The sequence below is a fragment of the Marinomonas sp. 63XJN7_9_ISO-PGPR-S23-217 genome, assembly GCF_056173515.1.
Genome location: NZ_CM149678.1, coordinates 4,540,192 through 4,558,987, shown reverse-complemented (window position 1 = coordinate 4,558,987; position 18,796 = coordinate 4,540,192). Strand labels below are relative to the sequence as shown.

Here is an 18,796-nt window from a genome sequence, read left to right as displayed (position 1 = left end):
CCGTCATGATGAATGATACAACCCAGGCCGGACAAGGATCTGGCCATCCATCCTTTATGAGGCATGGCTTATTTGGTTTACTGCGCCATCGTGAGACGAGTATTCTGCTGGCTGGTGTTTTATTGGTTATCTATTTTCAGATATCCAGTTCGGCTTTTCTGTCAGGAGATAATATTGCCAATATTGTGCAATATACCGGAACCACGGCGATTATCGCGGCTGGTGAAGTGTTTGTTCTGGTGTGTGGTGAGCTTGATCTGTCCGTCGGCATGGTGTACGCGCTCGCGCCTTTTGTGATGTATTTTGCCGCTGCAGCCGGTATACCCATAGGGATAGCCATTATTCTTGCCTTGTGCGCTTCCGCACTGGTCGGTTTGATTAATGGTCTCATCACCAACTTGTTACGTGTGCCTGCGTTTGTGACCACATTAGGTATGCTTTTCCTGATAAATGGCTTTACCTTGACTATTTCTGGCGGCTTTCCTGTTCAGCCAACGTCTAGTCAATGGGTGACCAACTTCATGGGGGCAAGCCCTTGGGCTGAGGCAATTTGGGCGATTGTGCTGGCTATTGTATTGCAGTTTGTGCTCAAAAAAACGCGCTGGGGATTACATACTATTGCAACTGGCGGCAATCCTGTTGGGGCGGCTGAAGTGGGGATTAAAGTCAAAATGATTAAGACTGGCAACTTTATGTTGTGTAGTGTCTTTGGTGGCTTTGCCGGTATTATCGATGCTTTTCGGATTGGCTCAATTGACCCTTTGTCCGGTGGTTCTCAAATCATGTTTTCGGCCATTGCAGCGGCCGTGATTGGTGGCACTTTGTTAACGGGCGGACTGGGAACAGTATTGGGGGCGCTTATTGGTGCTCTAGTGCTTGGTATTCTCAAAGATGGCTTCACCTTATTGGGGGTGAGTGCTTATACGTTCGATATGATCCTAGGGGCTGCAATTTTAGTGACAATGGCAGTGAATATACGCTTGACGATGATACGAGAGTCAGGAGGATTGTGATGATGAATAAATCAAGTTCTGAGGTATTGAGAGCTGAGCATATTTCAAAATCCTTCGGTCAAGTGACGGCACTTAAGGATATCAATATGCACCTTGCCAAGGGGGAGGTCCTTGGTTTGCTGGGTGACAATGGCGCTGGTAAATCTACGTTGATGAAGATCTTTACAGGTTATCACCAGCCAAGCAGTGGTTCGCTTTATATTAATGGTGAAGAAGTCACATTGCGCTCTGTCTCCCATGCCCGTCGTTTGGGGGTCGAGTGTGTGTATCAGGATCTGGCCCTGATTAATGAGCTGAATGTTTACCGGAATATGTTTTTACAACGTGAGCCCGTGTACGGGGGACCGTTGAAGATTCTGGATGATGCAACTATGCGTAAAGCGGCTATTGAGCAATTAGATAAGATGGGGGTGAATATCCCCTCTGTGGATGTTGATGTGTCGAAGTTATCAGGAGGGCAGCGTCAGGCCATTGCGGTTGCTCGATCTGTGTACCAAAAAGCAGATCTTTTGCTTCTTGATGAACCGACAGCCGCTATGGGGGCGAAAGAATCTGCACTGATTTTAGATGTGATTCAGCGTTTAAAGGAAGAAGCCAATATGGGAATCATCATTATTGCTCATAACTATGCTCAGGTGTTTGATGTATGTGATCGCGTAAACTTGGTCAGAGGGGGCGAAATTGTCTTTGATAAAGCGACGAAAGAGACCTCGGTACAGGAGCTAACAGATATTGTGGTCAATGAATATCGTCAAGCTAGAGCCAATGTAAAAAGTCACTGATGACAACCTAATAATCTTTTCTATACTACTGACCTGAGCAAAGGATTTTGTTCTGGTCAGCTTTTCCTTTTATGGTGTCGCCTGTCGAAGGCGTGATGGCTAGACTCGCTTTCTACGAGTTTTTGATTATTAGCCTGTGAGAATAAAAGCGACGCCAGCGGCGTAAAATACAATAGGGTATATCCACTTAGGCGGGCGCTCACGCAGATGCTGTAGTATCAACGAAAGAACGACCCCTCCAACCATGTATAAAGGCACAACTTGCAGCGACGTGTAGTGTCTCATGTCATCCGGTAGATAATAGAAGTAGAAGGTCTGATAAAACAGCAAAGAAAAGCCGTTAGCGAGAATTTCCAGTATTGGCCCATCGATGCCAGACGCTAGACCTGTCAGCCAGTAGGGGCGCAGTTGGCGTTTTTTGTGCGTTAGCACATAGTGCAGGCAGTATTGGTAAAAGCCATATACAGGCCAAGTAATGAAGTTCAGGGCGGAGGTGTAACCATCATGAATGGGCCAGACATGATATTGCCAGAGTGGTTTTCCCATGACCAGATAATACAGCTTACCAAGAACCACCTCACCAACAATCGCAATGAGGAAAGTCGCGGCCATGGATAGGAGTAGTTGGTAAACATCAATACGAACCCAATGCTTGACGAGTAATGAACTGAGTAGATAAAAAATAGTCACGCCAACGAGGGAACCAGATACCGCTAGTTGTAGCAATTCGTCCATTCGAACTGGATTCCTTGTTTATAGATACATTGCATTATTTCGTTTCTTTTAGTCTGTTTTCCAGTTTGTCGCACAATGCTTCTAATACCGCGATGCGAGCGTAGTGTTTGTTGTTGGCGGCGATCAATGTCCACGGCGCATAATCAGTACTGGTATGAACCACCATGTCGTTAACGGCGCTTTCATAGGCTTGCCAGTGGTTGCGGTTGCGCCAGTCTTCTTCCGTGATTTTATGCTGCTTGTAGGGAATGTTTTCACGGGCTTCAAAACGTTTTAGTTGTTCTTCTTGATCGATATGCAACCAGAATTTTAGCAATAAACTGCCGTGATGGATAATTTGTTCTTCAAAGTTATTAATTTCTGTGTAGGCGCGTCGCCATTCATTCTCGGTTGCGAAGTCCTCTACACGTTCTACTAACACACGTCCATACCAGCTGCGATCATAAATGGTGTGTTTGCCTGAGGCGGGTATATGGCGCCAGAAACGCCATAAATAATGGTGAGCCTTTTCTTCATCTGAGGGAGCGGCGATAGAGATAACTCTGGCGATACGGGCATCCACCGCCTGCATAATACGTCGAATAGCACCGCCTTTACCCGCCGCATCCCATCCTTCGAATACCAAAATAAAACTGATGCCTTTATGATAAGCCTGCCAGCTCAGCCGAGTCAGTTTTTCTTGTAGCATAGCCAAGTGTTTACTGTTGTTATCAGGCTCTTCAGATGGAGGTTGTTTCAACTGGCTTAAGATTGTGGGTTCAGTTATCAGTTCTTCTTTAGGCGTTTTAGGGGCATCTGTTGGGGCTTTTTCAGACGTCTCAGTGGTTTGTGAAGGGGGATTTTTCTTTGTGTCCTCCTCTTTCGGTAGAGTGGCTAGGTGGCTTTCTGCGGTCTCGATGATTTGTTTAACGACAGTGAGATCTCGATAATAATTATCTTCAGATTCAACAACATACCAAGGAGCGATGGCTTGATCAGTTAGCCGAATAGCTCTTTCTGCGGCATGAATATAACGTGGGTAATGGGTCAGAATTTGAAAATCTGCCTGGGAACTTTTCCAGCCTTCTTTCTGGGCGGCTTTGAGTTCTTTTAGGCGTTGCTTTTGTGTTGATTGAGAGGAGTGTAGCCAGAATTTGAGGATTAAGGCGCCATCTCTGGCTAATGTGGTTTCTAGTGCAAGGATGCGCTGCATATGGACATCAAAGGCGACTTTCTTTTGCTTCTTTATCGCTCGTTTGATGAGTTCGCCACTGTACCAAGAACCAAAAAATAAACCGATGCGGCCACGGGCTGGGAAGTTTCGCCAATAACGCCAAAAGCGTGGTCGGCTGGCTTCTGCCTCGGTTTTGGCGCCAAAGCCGTTTACCTCTAATCCACGGGTATCAAACCATTGATTGAGCAGGTTGATAACATCGCCTTTATCTTTGTTGTTAACGCCCTCGAGTAGAATATAGACGGGAACGTTGGCTTGTTGCAGCGCGAATTGGGTAAGTAATAGTTTTTCACGAAGAATGGGCTCTTGCTCTTTATAATCGTGCTTACTGATAGATCGTCCTAACTCGGCTGCTTCAAACATGGATGACTCACTTATTCAGATCGTGAAATGGCTTTATTCCGAAGAGTAGCATAGGTTACTAGATGATATGAAAGGTAATTGAGGTTAAGGATTTTTAGAAGAGCCATCAATAAAACGTTGGTATTGGCTCTAGCTGCTCGATAATGACCTTGGGGTCCACAAAATTCCCTCTAGACGAGTCTTTGTCCACCATCAATATAAAGTGTTGTTGCGTTTATAAATCCATTGCCAATGATGGATAGGATAGCCTGAGCTACATCAATTGGCTGGCCAATGCGCCCAGCTGGGATTTTTTGTGACATTGAGTTAAACAGGTCTTGCCGCTCTTTTAATTCTGGACGAATGGCATCCCATAAAGGTGTTTCTACCCAGCCAGGGGAGACCGTATTGACTCTAATAGGAGAGCATTCGATTGCAAGCCCACGAACTGTAATCCTCCCCTTATTTAAGGGGTAGTGGTCCACTTTATTTATGGACATTTTTCAAGTAATTCTTTCAGTTTCATAATTGTATTCTTCTCTGCAAGTGGTGTGTAAACAATGAGTTTAATACCTGTCTGATCGGAAACGGTGAGGCTGGTATATTCAAATGTCATTGAGCCAGCCACTGGATGTTTTATGCGCTTGTGACCCGAAAAAGGCCGTAGTACATCATGCTTGGACCACCAAAGTCTGAATTCTGGGCTGGCTTTCTTCAGTATGGTAATTAGCCTTTCAAAATCGGGATCTCCGGCATAGCGGGCGCTGTCTGCGCGAAACATCGCAAGCGCCGCTGGTGCGAGTTTGTCCCAATCGATGAGTAAATGGCGGTGTGCTGTATTGGCAAAGATGAGGTGCATGATGTTACGCTCGTCGCCTTGAAGCTTGTCATATTTTCCAAACAAGACCTCGGCGGCGTGATTCCAGGCTAATACATCCCAGCGACGGCCCAGTACATAAGCAGGTTGACCAATCAGACTTGCTAGCATTCGCTTTAAAGGTTCTTCGACTTGTTCTGGCCCTGTCTGAGTTTCTTCCGGTGGTTGTCTATTGCTTAGCACAAATAGATGACGACGTTCCGATGGATCGAGTTTGAGGGCATCGGTCAGTGCCAACAACACTTCAATTGAGGGATTAACATCTCGCCCTTGTTCAAGCCAAGTATACCAAGTGGTGCCAACACCTGTAAGCAACGCAACTTCTTCACGCCGCAGTCCAGGTGTTCGTCTGCGAAATCCTTCAGCTAAACCAACGTCGGCTGGTGTTAGTTTTTCACGGCGGGAGCGCAAAAAGGCTCCAAATTCGCGGCGGCGAGTGTCAAGGTGAAGGGGAATATTGTCCATATTTCATACCATAGTAGTAATCAATACTATGATATTACCGAAACTGTTTATGCTTGCCAATCGCTGCAACAATGCCATCAATTCAATGACATTTAGGAGGGACTGGCATTATGCAGTTAAACGAAAAGACGATATTAATTACGGGCTCCACCGATGGTGTTGGCCAATATCTTGCCAATATTTTGGCAGCACAAGGGGCAATGGTGTTGATCCATGGTCGTCATCTTGAGCGGGGTGAACGCCTTGTTAAGCAGATCACGAGCTATGGTGGACGGGCGTATTTTTATCCTGCAGATTTTTCATCTCTATCACAGGTGAGAAATTTGGCCGATGCCGTAAATCGTGACCATCCGAGTTTAGATATTTTGATCAATAACGCAGGTATTGGAACTGGAGGTCGAAGAGCATCCCGTGAGCTATCTAAAGATGGTTTTGAGCTGCGTTTTTCTGTGAACTATTTAGCAGGGTATTTGTTGACATATCTGCTTCTGCCCAATCTTAAGGCAGTGAGTGATGCTCGTATCGTTAATGTTTGTTCCATTGGTCAACAGGCTATCGATTTTAATAATGTGATGCTAAGCCATGGTTATAGCGGTACGCGAGCTTACTGTCAAAGCAAGTTAGCACAGATTATGTTCACTTTTGATCTTGCTACTGAGCTTCATCGTTATGGCATTACGGTGAATTGTTTACATCCGGCCACTTATATGGATACGGCCATGGTGCGTAAAGACGGCATTTCACCAATCAGTACCGTAGAGGAAGGCGCCGAGGCTATCTACCATCTTGCAGTTTCCAGTGACATGAAAGAGATAAGCGGATTCTACTTCGAAGGATTTCACCTCAATCGAGCTAACTCCCAAGCCTATGACAGTAAGGCTCGAGAATGTCTACGATCATTAAGTCTCGAACTTGTCGGCTTGTCAAAATGAGGAACAATGGCAGGCGATGATCTGCTTTAGCTATCTTAATTTTTAATCTCAACAGTAAGGAAATAATACAATGTCATCACAACATATTGTTATCGTCGGTGGATCTTCTGGTATCGGCTTTGCTACTGCTAGCCAGCTTCTTGCTCTAGATTATAAGGTCACCATTATGGGGCGCAGCAAACAGCGATTAGAAAGGGCGAAGTCCACATTAGCTGGTGATCTTGCTGTATTTGTCTTAGATGCAGCAGATAAGGCTCAACTGTCTGATGCTTTTAAACGTATCGGTGCATTCGATCATCTTGTGTTAGCTCTAGGTAGTGACAAGGGAGCGGGATCATTCGAGTCTGTTAGTTTGGACTCAGTGCGACAAGGTTTTGAGGAAAAGTTTTTTCCACATTTTGCTACGGCTCAAGCAGCACTACCGTCACTACGTAAAGATGGGAGCATCATCTTTATCTCGGCAGTTACCGCACAAGCCGCTATGCCTGGGACAGCTGGGATTGGTGCCGCTAATGCAGCTGTCGCAGCACTAGTTCCTATTCTTGCCGCTGAGCTTCGTCCTCTGCGTGTCAACGGCGTTTCTCCTGGGGTTATTGATACACCTTGGTGGGATTTTCTCACAGAAGAGGAAAAAGCATCGGCTTTCGCTGATTATGCATCTAAGACCCCTGTTGGCCGTGTTGGGCGTCCAGAAGATGTCGGCCAAGCCATCGCGTTTTTGATTGCTAACCACTTTATGTCCGGTGAGGTGATCGTTTGTGATGGAGGATTGCGGTTCGGTGGATAAGGTTGATGTTTAAAATTTAAGACGGAAAAATATCGTTGAATAGCCTGATTCCGGTAAAAAACCGGAATCAGGGTGGAGCAGTTTAATTAAAGTTCTCAGCTTTATGAGATTTTCTCATCAAGCGTTTTTTCTGGTCATTTAATTGTTCTAAACCAGATCTTCGATGATGTTTTTAAATGCTTGGAATTGTGATATGCAGTGATCCAAAGAGGGTACTGAGTACCGAGAGTAATAGATTTTTGGCCAAGAAAAAGCTGTAAAAAACGCTTAAAGGCCACGGTTAGATTCTAGTCTTTGCGTATTTCAGGTTTAACGAACCATTCATAGCCTTTTAGCATGCCATGCCAATAAAAGGGCGGTAAGATTTCTTCTTTTAATAACCAAGCAAAATAAGTGGGTTTGGTACCATCGTTGATCCATTTTGGAAAGGTGGGTAAAAGCTTCCCACCATAGCCAAATTCTGCCAAGACGATTTTGCCGCGCTCAACGGTGAGCGGACAGGAACCATAACCATCGTAAATGGCTTTCATTGGACGATTTTGTAATGCATCGGCAATGTTCTGGGCGACGACCGGAGCCTGTTTACGAGCGGCGGCCATGGTTTTGGCATTAGGCGTGTTGGAAACATCGCCCAGTGACCAGATGTTGGTAAATCGAGTATGTTGTAAGGTTTCCTTATCCACCTCGACCCAGCCAGCTTCATCGGCAAGGGGACTGTTGCGAATAAAGTCGGGTGCACATTGTGGTGGGCAAACGTGCAGCATATCAAATTGGGTTTCAATGATCGTGGGCTCGCCGTTTTTGTCTTTTGCCGCGAAATATGCTCTTTTGTTTGGCCCATCGACTTTCACCAAATTGTGACTGAAGTGAGTGTTGACTTGGTACTTTTTAAGATAGCTTTCAAGAGCGGGTACATAGGCTGGTACGCCAAAAATCACGCCGCCAGCATTATAAAAAGACGTTTTGATGTTCTTGTGATTGCCGTTTTTTAACCAATGGTCGCATGATAAATACATGGCTTTTTGTGGCGCGCCAGCGCATTTTATTGGCATAGGAGGCTGGGTAAATACGGCATTTCCGTCTTTTAAGTTTTTTACCAATTCCCAAGTATAAGGGGCCAAGTCATAGCGATAATTGGAGGTGACGCCATTCTTTCCAAGAGTCTCAGATAGTCCTTCGATGGCATCCCAGTTGAGTTTGATTCCAGCGGCAACCACTAAAAAGCGGTAACTGACTTGCTGACCGTTATCGAGAACCAGCTTGTTTTCGTCGGGTAAAAAAGAGCTAACGGACTGTTGAATCCAAGTACTATTGCGGGGGATGACATGGGCCATTTTTCGGTGAGTTTTGGCCGCTTTGAATACGCCGCCGCCAACGAGGGTCCACCCCGGTTGGTAGTAATGGCTGTTGGCAGGGTCAATCAGGCAGAGTTTGATGTTGGATTGACGCTTTAGCAAGCTCGCAGCGGTTGCTACGCCTGCGGATCCTGCGCCGACAATAACAACATCGTATTGCGGGGAGGGTGATGCGGAGGCAGCCGCTTGGGGTTGAATGGTCGGTTCTTGGCTAGCTTGCCAGATTTGCGTTGAACGATTACCTGTCCGACAGTATGCGTGAACGTTCTGTGCCCCTTTTATCGCCTGTTTGAATGCCTCAACGTCTTCTGGTTGCATTTGGCCTCCAGAAAAGGGGATGTGTATCGCCGAGATATTATTAGCGTTGGCCTGTTCGGCCACTTTGGCAAAGTTAAGTTGCCCTTCCTCCTCGTTGTCAGGTCGATTACAGATGATCAGTGTGACGCCTGATTTTGCTAGGGTATTGACATCGTCTAAACTGATTTGTTCAGACACGGAATAGTGGTCTGTGATGGCTTTGCGCAACATGCTTTTCTCTCTCTTTTTTTGTCGTTATATGTATGTTTGCCGCTCTTTGGTATGCCTGTAATGCGATTGCTCTTTATTGACGTCTTATGTAAAGGCGTTTAATGGAATTTTTAAGTAAGACAAACCATTTTCTTCTGGATTAGGAAGGTGGCCCGCTCTCATATTCACTTGCAGCGATGGTAAAATAAGACGTGGCATGGCTAGGGTTTTATCTCTACTTTCCCGTAAATGGACAAAAGTTGCCTTGTTAATATCTTGTTTGACATGGATATTATGGTCACGCTGAGTCTTGATGTCTGTTTGGTATTCCAGCTCACGTCCATTTGGACAATAGTCGTGACACATATAAATTCGATAGTCCTCTGGGAGGGCGAGGATTTTTTGAATGGAATCATACAGGGTACCAGCATCGCCTCCTGGAAAGTCAGCTCGTGCTGTTCCTGCATCGGGCATAAATAAGGTATCCCCAACGAAAACCGCATCACCTAATACATGGGTAAAGCATGCCGGTGTATGGCCGGGTGTATGCATGGCAGTACATGGCATTTTGCCGATATAAAATTGTTCGCCATCTTTGAATAAATGGTCAAATTGAGAGCCGTCGTGTTTAAACTCCTGGCCTTCGTTAAATACTTTGGCAAAGGTGTCTTGCACAATACTGATTTGCTCACCGATACCTATTTTCCCACCTAATTTTTCTTTAAGGTAAGGCGCGGCGGAAAGGTGATCTGCATGAACATGGGTTTCAATTAACCATTCTACGGTTAGTTTATGGACCGTAACGTACTCAATAATGTCGTCAGCGCTTTTATAAAAAGTGCTGCCAGAGGCATAATCGAAATTCATTACGCTGTCGACAATTGCACAGTTCGACGATTCAGGGTCCTTTACGACATAAGAAAATGTACTGGTGTCTTTTTCAAAAAAAGCCGCCACTTCGGGCTTCATTACTGTGTTAGTTGTCATCTCGCACCTCACTGATTGATCACTGGTCTAATAGCATGCTGATTTATCTTATTAAGATTGATAGAGCAGAAAACATGCCAACGCTTTTTATGTTATTTAGTGAGTTGAAAAATAAAGACTTTTATTTTTTGTGGTGATCGTTTTTATTGAAATAGCATTGACCAACGTCACATCTATTGTCATATTTGTCCTTGGTTTTGACAAAAATGGCGAGGTTTGTGTATGGATATCATTGCGTCTGATTCACCGTCTCTTGAAGGACTTACGAGCATGCTCGAAGGGTACGATTGTCCGGCGATTCTGGTATCGGTGGATTATCAAATTCTCGCGATTAATCAGCATTATCGAGAAGAATTTGGTGAGGTTTTATTACAAACCAAACCGCGTTGTTTTGAGGTATCCCATGGTTATAACGTCCCCTGTGATGTTGCTGGAGAAGATTGCCCGCTTGCGGCAACTCTAGACTCCGGTCGTAAAGAACGAGTTCTGCATATTCACCAAACGCCAAGAGGCAAGGAGCATGTGGATGTAGAAATGCTGCCTATTCATGATAGCCAGGGTAAGTTGTTATTTTTTGTCGAGTTACTGCGAGCTGTGGCCGTAGCCAGTGCTGAAAATGGCAGTAAAACGCTAGTGGGTTCTAGTAAGCCTTTTAATCTCATGTTAGAAAAGGTGACCCGAGTGAGCCAGAGCGATGCATCTGTATTGCTGCTAGGGGAGTCGGGAAGTGGTAAAGAACTCGTGGTACATGCTATCCATCAAGGCAGTGACAGAGCGAAGAATTCGCTTGTTACCTTAGAATGCGCGGGGCTAACCGACTCCTTGTTTGAAAGTGAATTGTTTGGTCATGTTAAAGGCGCCTACACAGGGGCGTATAGCAATCGCACTGGGTTAGTGGAGTTAGCGAACGGTGGAACGCTATTCTTGGATGAAATTGGCGATGTCCCACTGTCGATGCAAGTCAAGCTACTTCGTCTAATTGAAACGGGTTCTTTTCGGCCTGTTGGCTCCTCAAGTACCAAGCATACGCGTTTTAGATTGATCTGTGCGACCCATAAAAACCTCGCCAAAATGGTGAAAGATGGGGCGTTTCGTCAAGACTTATACTATCGAATTAATGTCTTCCCTATTTATGTTCCATCATTGCGTGAACGACGTGATGATCTGGCGTTGTTAATTAGCACATTATTAAAACGCATTAGTCATCGTAAGGAATATCATCTTACGGATTCTGCGTTTCATGTATTAAAGCAATATGACTTTCCTGGCAATATTCGCGAGTTAAGTAACATTCTCAACCGTGCCACCATATTGACGGATACGAATGTCATTGAACGCAGTACGATAGAGGAATGCCTGATTATTGATCAGGAACTTAATCAGGACGTTGCTGGCCAGTCTACGGGGGGGGTGGATGCTAAACAGCTGAATGATTCAGAGAGGGTATGGGTAGATTTGAAAACAGCTGAGCAGCTTTATTTATCTGATTTACTTTCCTTTTATAACCATGACAAGGTGAAAGTAGCTGAAGTGGCTGGCATTAGCTTGCGTTCTCTCTATCGGAAGTTGCAATAGCCAATCAATCTGGCTGATAAGCCTTTGTTTTACCTTTATGGATCTCATTACTTGCTTCGGGGAATATGAAAATCGCTGACATCTCTTATCGCTTCTCTCTTCCCTTACAAATGCCATCAATCTGTCATGAAAACGTAATTAATTGTATAGAAATAATAAATTAAGTTTAATTTTATGGTTATGTTTAATTTTATTTTTTCCTATTGTTTGCTATGGACTAAACATTTAAATCTATTTGTTTAGTTTTTTTTCTTTCTAATAAATTATTTCTGAATCACTAAGCTTATGAATTCATTAGATTTTATTTTTAAATTTTTAATGTTTTGATGAGTTTAGTCGTTTTTATGGTTTTCTTGTTTAGTTATACAAAAATATATTCATAAATAAACAGATATCTCTTCATAGAGTGATAAACAAATAGAAACATACTAAACGGATTTTTTTTATCTAAGATCCAGTTGTGTTTGCAAGACAACCCAAAAGGAAATGGTGGTAATGAGAAAAAGAATTGGGTTATTAATATGTTTTTATGCCTTAACGGCATATGGTAGTGACAATGTAAGCTTAAATTTAGTTGGATATATTCCAGCAAAATGCGGGCTTACCGCCGTCAATAATAACTTAACGCTTTCTTCAACCGGGCTTGCAAGCACTGATCTAATGATTGACTGTAATTCACCCATGCGAGTATCGATGCAATCATTAAATGGTGGCTTGCGCCATCAGCAAAGTACTCAAATAAAAAATTATAGCGTGACGTTTTCTATTGTTGGTAGCAAATACAAAATGTCTGTATCAGCTAATAACTTGAAAACAAGAAAGTTTTTTAACGTTGATAATGTTTTATTTAAACGCACAGGAAAATTGCAGCTCAAACTTTTGGATCCGTTAATTTATGCGGGAAACTATCAGGATGTTTTACGCATAGAAATGACCCCATCTGTTGTATCTGGTGGCGTCTGGTAAAGGTTAATTTTAGACATAATCATTCTAGCCATATTAATGAAGGAATATCAAAAATGAAAAAGTTAATCATACTCTCAGCAATTGCAACATTATCTTCAGGTGCAGTATTCGCAGAAAACGTTTCAGTAAGTGGTACCGTCCCTTCAATTTGTGAAGTGAAAACCGCGAATACATCTGTATTATTCACCACCCTAGCAAAAGATCAAGTCAGCAACGTTGACTTTACTGTTAAATGTAATGATCCAGATGGCGCAACCGTATCGCTTACTTCATCAGAAGGTCATATGCAAACGGTAGATGGCCAAGATGGAACGGGTATTGGTTATAAAGCGGAATTAAAGGCTAATCCATATGACTTTACTTTGACTGCATTAAGTGGCTCCAATGATCAGGTTGCATCTCAAAGTCAACCAGGTTCATCAGCTTTAGCCGCAGGCATTTCTGGAAAAATTAAATTAACGGTTCTACAGGATGCAATTTACTCTGGTAACTATACAGATCAGCTAATGCTATCCATTACAGCGAATTAAAAACCTAATAAAAAAGGCAGTTTTATACTGCCTTTTTTTTCATCTTAGGAAATATTATTATGCGATACGTTATCTTTTTTATTTATACTATTTTTTCCTACTCAGCCTATGCCTTTCAGGTAAAACCGATGGTTTTTGAGGTTCAACCAACAGGTAGCCAATCACAACAAACCATGCGTGTATTAAATGACTCTAATGTTCCTCTGACCATTGAAATATCAGCCTATAATTTATTGATAGGTAAGAGCGGAACTGAAACATTAAAGCCTAATGAAGATGATTTTCTAATTATTCCTTTGACCACCATTATCCCACCAGGAAAAAGTCAATCCGTCATTATCCGCTACATAGGAGATCCTTTGTTGTCAGCTTCTAAAGCGTACCGTATTGCGATAAACCAGGTAGTTGTTGATTTAGGATCACTGAATAAGTCAGGTGTCGGTATGGCTGTTAGCTTTAAAACATTACTGAATGTTGTGCCAAAAGAGGCTGAAGCTAAGTTAGTGATCAAAGGTAAGCAACAGTCAGCTCGTGATTCTTGGAATGTGATGCTTGAAAATAAAGGTAATAAATATATCCGGCTGTCAAAATCAAAATGGATTATAAAAAATAAAGATAAAAAAATGGTGCTCGATGGTGAAGCTCTGAATAAAGCTCTAACAGGTAAACTATTGCTTCCAAATTCAAATTGTGAAGTTACGATTAAAGTTCCATCACAATTTAATGCTGACAATAGTGAATTGGAAGTGGTTCTATAATGTATAAATTAGCGAGAGCGTTCATTTTATTTTTGATGATTTCTGTTTTTCCAGTTTTTGCAATAGAAATAACACCGATGGTGGTAACGCTCTCTCCTGAAAAAACAGCTCCTTTTAGCATTATATATAACGATCTGCCTAGAGATATTGCATTTGATATTCAAGTTTATGAAGTGAAATTTGATAAAGCAGGTATTTCTAAACCAGTACTGATACCGTTAAATAATTCTCCTCTATGGGTTTTTCCACCATCTTTATTTTTAGAATCAGGACAACATCAAAAAATTCAATTTAGATGGGTTGGTGACAAGTTTCCTGCTATGGATAAAACGTATCAAGTCAGTTTGATAGAAGAAGATATCAACAGCATCAGTATAGCTGAAAGTTCAAAGCTGCGAATATTGATGAATTTAAATTTGATCATTCACGTTGATCAAAAAGCACTAAAACCAGATTTAGTGATTGGTAAACCTTATATAGAAAAAGGATATCTGGTTGCCAGGGTCATCAATAGAGGAGCCGGAGCAGCAAGGTTAAGCGATTATAATATTAAAATAAAGAAAAAAGATATTAAGGTAGGAAAGTATTATAAAAATCAATTAAAAGAAAGAGGTTATGATGTTTTTTTTCCTCCCTATTGCTCTGTGTTGATTAAGTTGCCAATACCAAAATCAATTAAAAAAGATGATTTATATGATTTTAATATTGATCTGGTTGGCTGATATGAACATTTTTGTATGTTTTTTTTTAATCTTTTTCTCTATGTCGGTATTTGCAAAAATAAACCCAACAAAAAATAGAATTGAACTGAGTGTTGAGGCTATGGTAAACAAAAATCCAATAGGAAAAATAGCATTAATCGTGGAACCTAATGATGAACTATTGTTCAAATGGAGTGAGGTGAAGCCTGTCTTTTCAAAAATTTTATATCAAAATTATGTTTACATTCTCTCAAGCAGGCAAGAAAAAGGTTTGATATCAGAAGTCGATTTTAAAAAGATCAATATTAAGGTAGATTTTGATCTGAATGATTTTACTCTTAATCTATCCATCCCAGTAGGAATAATTCGACCACAAAGTATAAGTTTGAAGTCAGATCCTAGAGTGTTAAAGCCCACAGATCCTGCTTCATTAAGTGGCTATATGAATTTATATTCGAGTTATTTGTATCAAAATAGTCAATCTGATCATGTAGTTAATGAGCAAGTGGCAGTTCGCTCTGAGATGGTTATCAATATGAATAGATGGGTGTTGGAAAATGATGAGGAATACTATCCAACAGATGAGGCCAATGATCCTAGTATTAAACGTACTGGAACGAGATTAATTCATGATTTTCCATCTAACGGTACAAGGGTTACATTGGGAGATAAGTATACATCGGGAAGCTATTTTCAATCTACTTCTCGTATGTTAGGTTTATCAATTGCTCATAATTACTCGTTAGTATCTGATAGGATTCTTAGACCGAGCGCATCAAGGAGCTTTACGTTAAAAAGCCCTTCTTCAGTCGAAGTAATGGTTGATGATCAAGTAGTCTCTCGCCTAAATCTTTCATCTGGTGTTTACTCTCTAGATGATATTCCTTTAAATGAAGGAAATAATAACATTACGCTTAAAATAACGGATGCTGCAGGAAAAGTTAGTTACATCAAGTTTGATGTGACAACAGGACTGAACTTATTAGCACAAAATGAATTGAAATATGAGTTGTTTCTAGGTGTTCCATCTGAACTCAATAATAGGTTGGAATATTTCTACGATCAGCCATTGATAAGTTCATATCTTAATTATGGTGTTTCAACAAACTGGAGTGTGGGTGCTAATTTTCAGGCTGATAAATATATAAAACAAATAGGATTTAAACATGTTTTTGCTTCTGAAATAGGTTTGTTTGCCTTCGAAGATGCACTTAGTATTAGTGATCAAGAGAAAGGGAAAGCTTATCGGTTAGTGTATAGTACGTTTACTGATAATAGTATAAAGCATAAAGCATTTAGCTTCGCTTACGAACATGCTTCCAAAGGCTTTCAATCTCTTGGATACAGGCCGAATTTGAATGATGGATATAGGTTTAAAGAACATACTTTTCAAGTAAATTACAGCTTTTTTAATACACCTACCTTCCAGACCTCTTTATTTGCTAATGCTTTTCGATCTTATGATCAAAATCAATTTGATAAAAATTTTGGGGTGAATTTCTCTCAAGATCTTTTGAATGGGCAATGGCGTTATAATATAGGTGGTCAATGGGAGCAAGCAAATGGAGAAAATGGATGGAGAGTTAACCTGTCTTTGACCTATAGAATTTCTACAGCGAAGCGACTAAGGTCATTATATCAATCAAAAAGAAATCGAACACGTTTAGAATATACACAAAATAGCAGCCGTAGATATGTGGGAGCATTTAATGTTCGAGCAGGTGTAGAGAAAAATCAACAAGATAAAGCCATGCTTGATTTAAATACTCAATATACAGGAAATCGCTTTTTGACCAGTTTCGATCATGCTAGTTATTATCAACAACTTAATGCTCAATCGTCTCGCCATCAAAGCCGTCTTAGTTTTTCTTCAAGTATTGCGTTTGCTCAAAATGATTGGTCGGTTGGCAGACCTATCTATGATAGCTTTGCTTTAGTCAAAGCACATTCCTCTTTAAAAAATAAAAAGATTGTCTTAGGCCGTTCAAACGATAAATACAAAGCCAGTAGTGGAGATTTCGATACCATTTTATTAAATGATATTAATTCATATGATCATTCTAGTGTAACTGTCGATGTCGATGATATTGCTCCAGGGTATGATATAGGAGCTGGAGTTATCTCTTTCTATCCTCCTTATCGGAGTGGCTACCGTATTGTGATAGGTAATGCCGCTAATATTACTGTTATTGCTACGTTATTAGATGAAAAAAAGACACCTTTTTCTTTACAAGTGGGAACGGCAGTGTGTACCACGGATAAGAAAAAGAAAGAGCATGTTTTTTTTACAAATAGAAAGGGTAAGTTCGCCTTAACGGGACTTATGCCATGTGAATATGAGATCAAATTAAAAAATTCTGATGTCTCTCCTTTTATTATTAATGTTAAAAAAGGTGAGCAGCTGCAAAGAAAAGGAGTGATTTATGTGCACTAAAAAGATAAATAGGCTCTCTATTTTGATATTATCTTTGATTTTTTCACAGACCATTTATGCTGAATGTAATGCTAAACTCGGTGATGTAAAGCATCTATATGACGATTTTGAGAACTACGATTCAGAGCAACATAGTGATGCGAGAAAGCGACTTGGAATCACTGTTCTGAATACTAGTGATTGTCACCCGTTGCATATCATTCTTACAACTGAGAACCAGTCTCAGTTAAAAGGTCAATATCAAATAGTACCTTATCAAATAAGAAGCAATATACAGCAAATTGTTAGCTCGTCAATGACGCGGTTAAATCTTGTCAATTCCTATGCAGAAATAGAGCTTTTTATTCGAAAAGGTACACCTGTGAAAGCTGGGATGTATTCAGATCGATTAAAATTAAAACTCTACAATGAAAATAATCAATTGTTAGACAATCAAGAGTTTGAAATAGAAGAAACGATATCACCAAAAACAAGTCTTTCTATGCTAGGTTACAATAGTTCTGTTAGCGAAATTAATTTAGGTGAACTTGTTTCTGGAAAAAGGTACAATATTCTGCCAACCCTTAAAGTAGTGACAAATTCAGATATTGAGATGCATATCACCTCAGAAAATCATGGCAGATTAGTCCATGATATTTATAAAAATAAATACTCTATTAACTACTTTTTGTATCTTGATGGGGAGTGGATGAATTTAAACCAAGAGAAAATAAAGGTGTTTTCTTACCAGAAGAAGACAAAATTTTTACTCAAGCTTGGCGTTCGCTTAGCAGACTTTACAAGGCAAGCGGCTGGTGAATACAGCGACACAATTCGTTTTCAGATAAGTCCTCTTAATTATTAATTTTATTTAAATTTTTCTTACACCAGAGTCGTGCTTGATTTTTGTTTTTCACTTCAATTTTCTGATAAATCTTATGTAAGTGAACTCGTACTGTCGCTTCAGAAATAAACAAATTATCAGCAATGGCACTACACTCCAGACCAGAGTAAAGTAAATTTAATACCTTAATTTCTTTGCGTGTTAAATTACTAGACCGTAATGTACTTTGTTGTTCGTTTTCAAGTAATTGCCGCATCCAACTGTCGGTTATTGATCTAGGAAACCAAAGTTCTCCTTTTTCAATTGCTTTAAAACCTTGCTCAAATAGTGACTCCTCTGCATCGTCGAAGAAAATTCCTTTCAGATTGGGCCACTCCTTTAATGTTAACGTATCACTATCTTTAGGAACATCAAAAATGACCAGTCCTTTTTGTCCACTCTCTTCCATAAATTTATTCATCAGTTCATAATTAGTAATTACATTAAGTGAATGATAACTGACAAGAAGCAGATTATATTCACTGGCTACATAAAGCAGAGGGCTGTGTTTTGTAAATTCGAAGAATTTGGTATGTCTATTGTTTTTTTTAATATCCTCAATATCCATATATCACATCCACTGATTATTTTTTGCACAATATTTACTATACTATAGTATTTTTTTTATATCAACATAGTTTGTTTTTTTAAGTGAATGTATTTTTACTATTGTTTTGATGATAAAAATTTATTATATCTGTTGATTGAAGATATTTATTCGATTTATATTCTATATCGATGGTAATGTCTTTAGATATGATGTTGTTTTTACTAAAATTTTTTAATGGAATTGAAAATTAGCTTGTTGTTGTATTTTTATTGTGTTTTTTTGTTATTTTGAAAATATAATTTTTTTAAATGGATAACGTATTTTAACGTTTATGAAATAAAACTTATAAAAATTGAACTGAAAGCAGGAACTCAATGAAAATCAAGAAAAAGTCAATTTGAAAACTTGTTTCCTGCTTACCTTAC

Annotated in this window: 18 protein-coding genes; 11 read left to right on the top strand and 7 right to left on the bottom strand. The window is 40.5% G+C overall.

Annotation, left to right across the window (positions count from 1 at the left end; translation table 11 throughout):
• The first annotated feature begins 5 nt into the window (after positions 1 to 5).
• Both AC0VYI_RS21250 and AC0VYI_RS21245 read left to right on the top strand, forming a co-directional pair.
• Positions 6 to 1,013 carry an ABC transporter permease gene (locus AC0VYI_RS21250; protein WP_475445406.1) on the top strand — a complete coding sequence of 336 codons (1,008 nt, stop codon included), beginning with the start codon at positions 6 to 8 and terminating at the stop codon, positions 1,011 to 1,013.
• Positions 1,013 to 1,795 carry an ATP-binding cassette domain-containing protein gene (locus AC0VYI_RS21245; protein WP_475445405.1) on the top strand — a complete coding sequence of 261 codons (783 nt, stop codon included), beginning with the start codon at positions 1,013 to 1,015 and terminating at the stop codon, positions 1,793 to 1,795. Before AC0VYI_RS21250 ends, AC0VYI_RS21245 begins: the two co-directional genes overlap by 1 nt.
• A 129-nt stretch (positions 1,796 to 1,924) precedes the next feature.
• Here the strand turns inward: AC0VYI_RS21245 and AC0VYI_RS21240 are convergent, their stop codons facing one another.
• The 4 genes from AC0VYI_RS21240 to AC0VYI_RS21225 form a co-directional block, all read right to left on the bottom strand.
• Positions 1,925 to 2,530, bottom strand: coding sequence for a hypothetical protein (locus tag AC0VYI_RS21240; RefSeq protein WP_475445403.1), 606 nt, complete (start codon positions 2,528 to 2,530; stop codon positions 1,925 to 1,927).
• Between the two features lie 34 nt (positions 2,531 to 2,564).
• Entirely contained in the window at positions 2,565 to 4,106 is a 1,542-nt protein-coding gene (pap, locus tag AC0VYI_RS21235) for a polyphosphate:AMP phosphotransferase (RefSeq protein ID WP_475445401.1), read from the bottom strand.
• 170 nt (positions 4,107 to 4,276) lie between these two features.
• Positions 4,277 to 4,585 carry an SDR family oxidoreductase gene (locus AC0VYI_RS21230; protein WP_475445399.1) on the bottom strand — a complete coding sequence of 103 codons (309 nt, stop codon included), beginning with the start codon at positions 4,583 to 4,585 and terminating at the stop codon, positions 4,277 to 4,279.
• Positions 4,576 to 5,427 (bottom strand): helix-turn-helix transcriptional regulator, encoded by an 852-nt coding sequence (locus AC0VYI_RS21225; protein ID WP_475445397.1) that lies wholly within the window; start codon positions 5,425 to 5,427, stop codon positions 4,576 to 4,578. Before AC0VYI_RS21225 ends, AC0VYI_RS21230 begins: the two co-directional genes overlap by 10 nt.
• Before the next feature lie 110 nt (positions 5,428 to 5,537).
• Here AC0VYI_RS21225 and AC0VYI_RS21220 point away from each other — a divergent pair, with 110 nt between their 5' ends.
• Together AC0VYI_RS21220 and AC0VYI_RS21215 are read left to right on the top strand one after the other, a co-directional pair.
• On the top strand, positions 5,538 to 6,359 hold the full coding sequence (locus tag AC0VYI_RS21220; RefSeq protein WP_475445396.1) for an SDR family NAD(P)-dependent oxidoreductase: 822 nt from the start codon (positions 5,538 to 5,540) through the stop codon (positions 6,357 to 6,359).
• A gap of 70 nt (positions 6,360 to 6,429) precedes the next feature.
• Positions 6,430 to 7,146, top strand: coding sequence for an SDR family oxidoreductase (locus tag AC0VYI_RS21215; protein ID WP_475445395.1), 717 nt, complete (start codon positions 6,430 to 6,432; stop codon positions 7,144 to 7,146).
• A 287-nt stretch (positions 7,147 to 7,433) separates the two neighbouring features.
• Here the strand turns inward: AC0VYI_RS21215 and AC0VYI_RS21210 are convergent, their stop codons facing one another.
• Both AC0VYI_RS21210 and AC0VYI_RS21205 read right to left on the bottom strand, forming a co-directional pair.
• Positions 7,434 to 9,029: a bifunctional protein tyrosine phosphatase family protein/NAD(P)/FAD-dependent oxidoreductase gene (locus AC0VYI_RS21210; RefSeq protein WP_475445394.1), complete on the bottom strand. Its 1,596-nt coding sequence runs from the start codon at positions 9,027 to 9,029 to the stop codon at positions 7,434 to 7,436.
• An 84-nt stretch (positions 9,030 to 9,113) separates the two neighbouring features.
• Positions 9,114 to 9,995: an MBL fold metallo-hydrolase gene (locus AC0VYI_RS21205; protein ID WP_475445392.1), complete on the bottom strand. Its 882-nt coding sequence runs from the start codon at positions 9,993 to 9,995 to the stop codon at positions 9,114 to 9,116.
• Between the two features lie 222 nt (positions 9,996 to 10,217).
• Here AC0VYI_RS21205 and AC0VYI_RS21200 point away from each other — a divergent pair, with 222 nt between their 5' ends.
• The 7 genes from AC0VYI_RS21200 (at position 10,218) to AC0VYI_RS21170 (ending at position 17,803) form a co-directional block, all read left to right on the top strand.
• Positions 10,218 to 11,570 carry a sigma-54 interaction domain-containing protein gene (locus tag AC0VYI_RS21200; protein WP_475445390.1) on the top strand — a complete coding sequence of 451 codons (1,353 nt, stop codon included), beginning with the start codon at positions 10,218 to 10,220 and terminating at the stop codon, positions 11,568 to 11,570.
• Between the two features lie 495 nt (positions 11,571 to 12,065).
• Positions 12,066 to 12,536: a hypothetical protein gene (locus tag AC0VYI_RS21195; RefSeq protein ID WP_475445389.1), complete on the top strand. Its 471-nt coding sequence runs from the start codon at positions 12,066 to 12,068 to the stop codon at positions 12,534 to 12,536.
• Between the two features lie 53 nt (positions 12,537 to 12,589).
• Positions 12,590 to 13,066, top strand: coding sequence for a hypothetical protein (locus tag AC0VYI_RS21190; RefSeq protein ID WP_475445388.1), 477 nt, complete (start codon positions 12,590 to 12,592; stop codon positions 13,064 to 13,066).
• Positions 13,067 to 13,125: 59 nt separating this feature from the next.
• Complete coding sequence (locus AC0VYI_RS21185; RefSeq protein ID WP_475445387.1) at positions 13,126 to 13,824, top strand: fimbrial biogenesis chaperone; 699 nt, start codon at positions 13,126 to 13,128, stop codon at positions 13,822 to 13,824.
• A complete protein-coding gene (locus AC0VYI_RS21180) occupies positions 13,824 to 14,546 on the top strand; it encodes a hypothetical protein (RefSeq protein ID WP_475445385.1) in 723 nt (240 codons plus the stop codon). Before AC0VYI_RS21185 ends, AC0VYI_RS21180 begins: the two co-directional genes overlap by 1 nt.
• On the top strand, positions 14,518 to 16,959 hold the full coding sequence (locus tag AC0VYI_RS21175) for a fimbria/pilus outer membrane usher protein (RefSeq protein WP_475445384.1): 2,442 nt from the start codon (positions 14,518 to 14,520) through the stop codon (positions 16,957 to 16,959). The genes AC0VYI_RS21180 and AC0VYI_RS21175 overlap by 29 nt, the downstream gene beginning before the upstream one ends.
• Positions 16,949 to 17,803: a hypothetical protein gene (locus AC0VYI_RS21170; protein ID WP_475445383.1), complete on the top strand. Its 855-nt coding sequence runs from the start codon at positions 16,949 to 16,951 to the stop codon at positions 17,801 to 17,803. The genes AC0VYI_RS21175 and AC0VYI_RS21170 overlap by 11 nt, the downstream gene beginning before the upstream one ends.
• Here the strand turns inward: AC0VYI_RS21170 and AC0VYI_RS21165 are convergent.
• A complete protein-coding gene (locus tag AC0VYI_RS21165; protein WP_475445382.1) occupies positions 17,793 to 18,389 on the bottom strand; it encodes a LuxR C-terminal-related transcriptional regulator in 597 nt (198 codons plus the stop codon). The genes AC0VYI_RS21170 and AC0VYI_RS21165 overlap by 11 nt on opposite strands.
• Between the last annotated feature and the right edge of the window lie 407 nt (positions 18,390 to 18,796).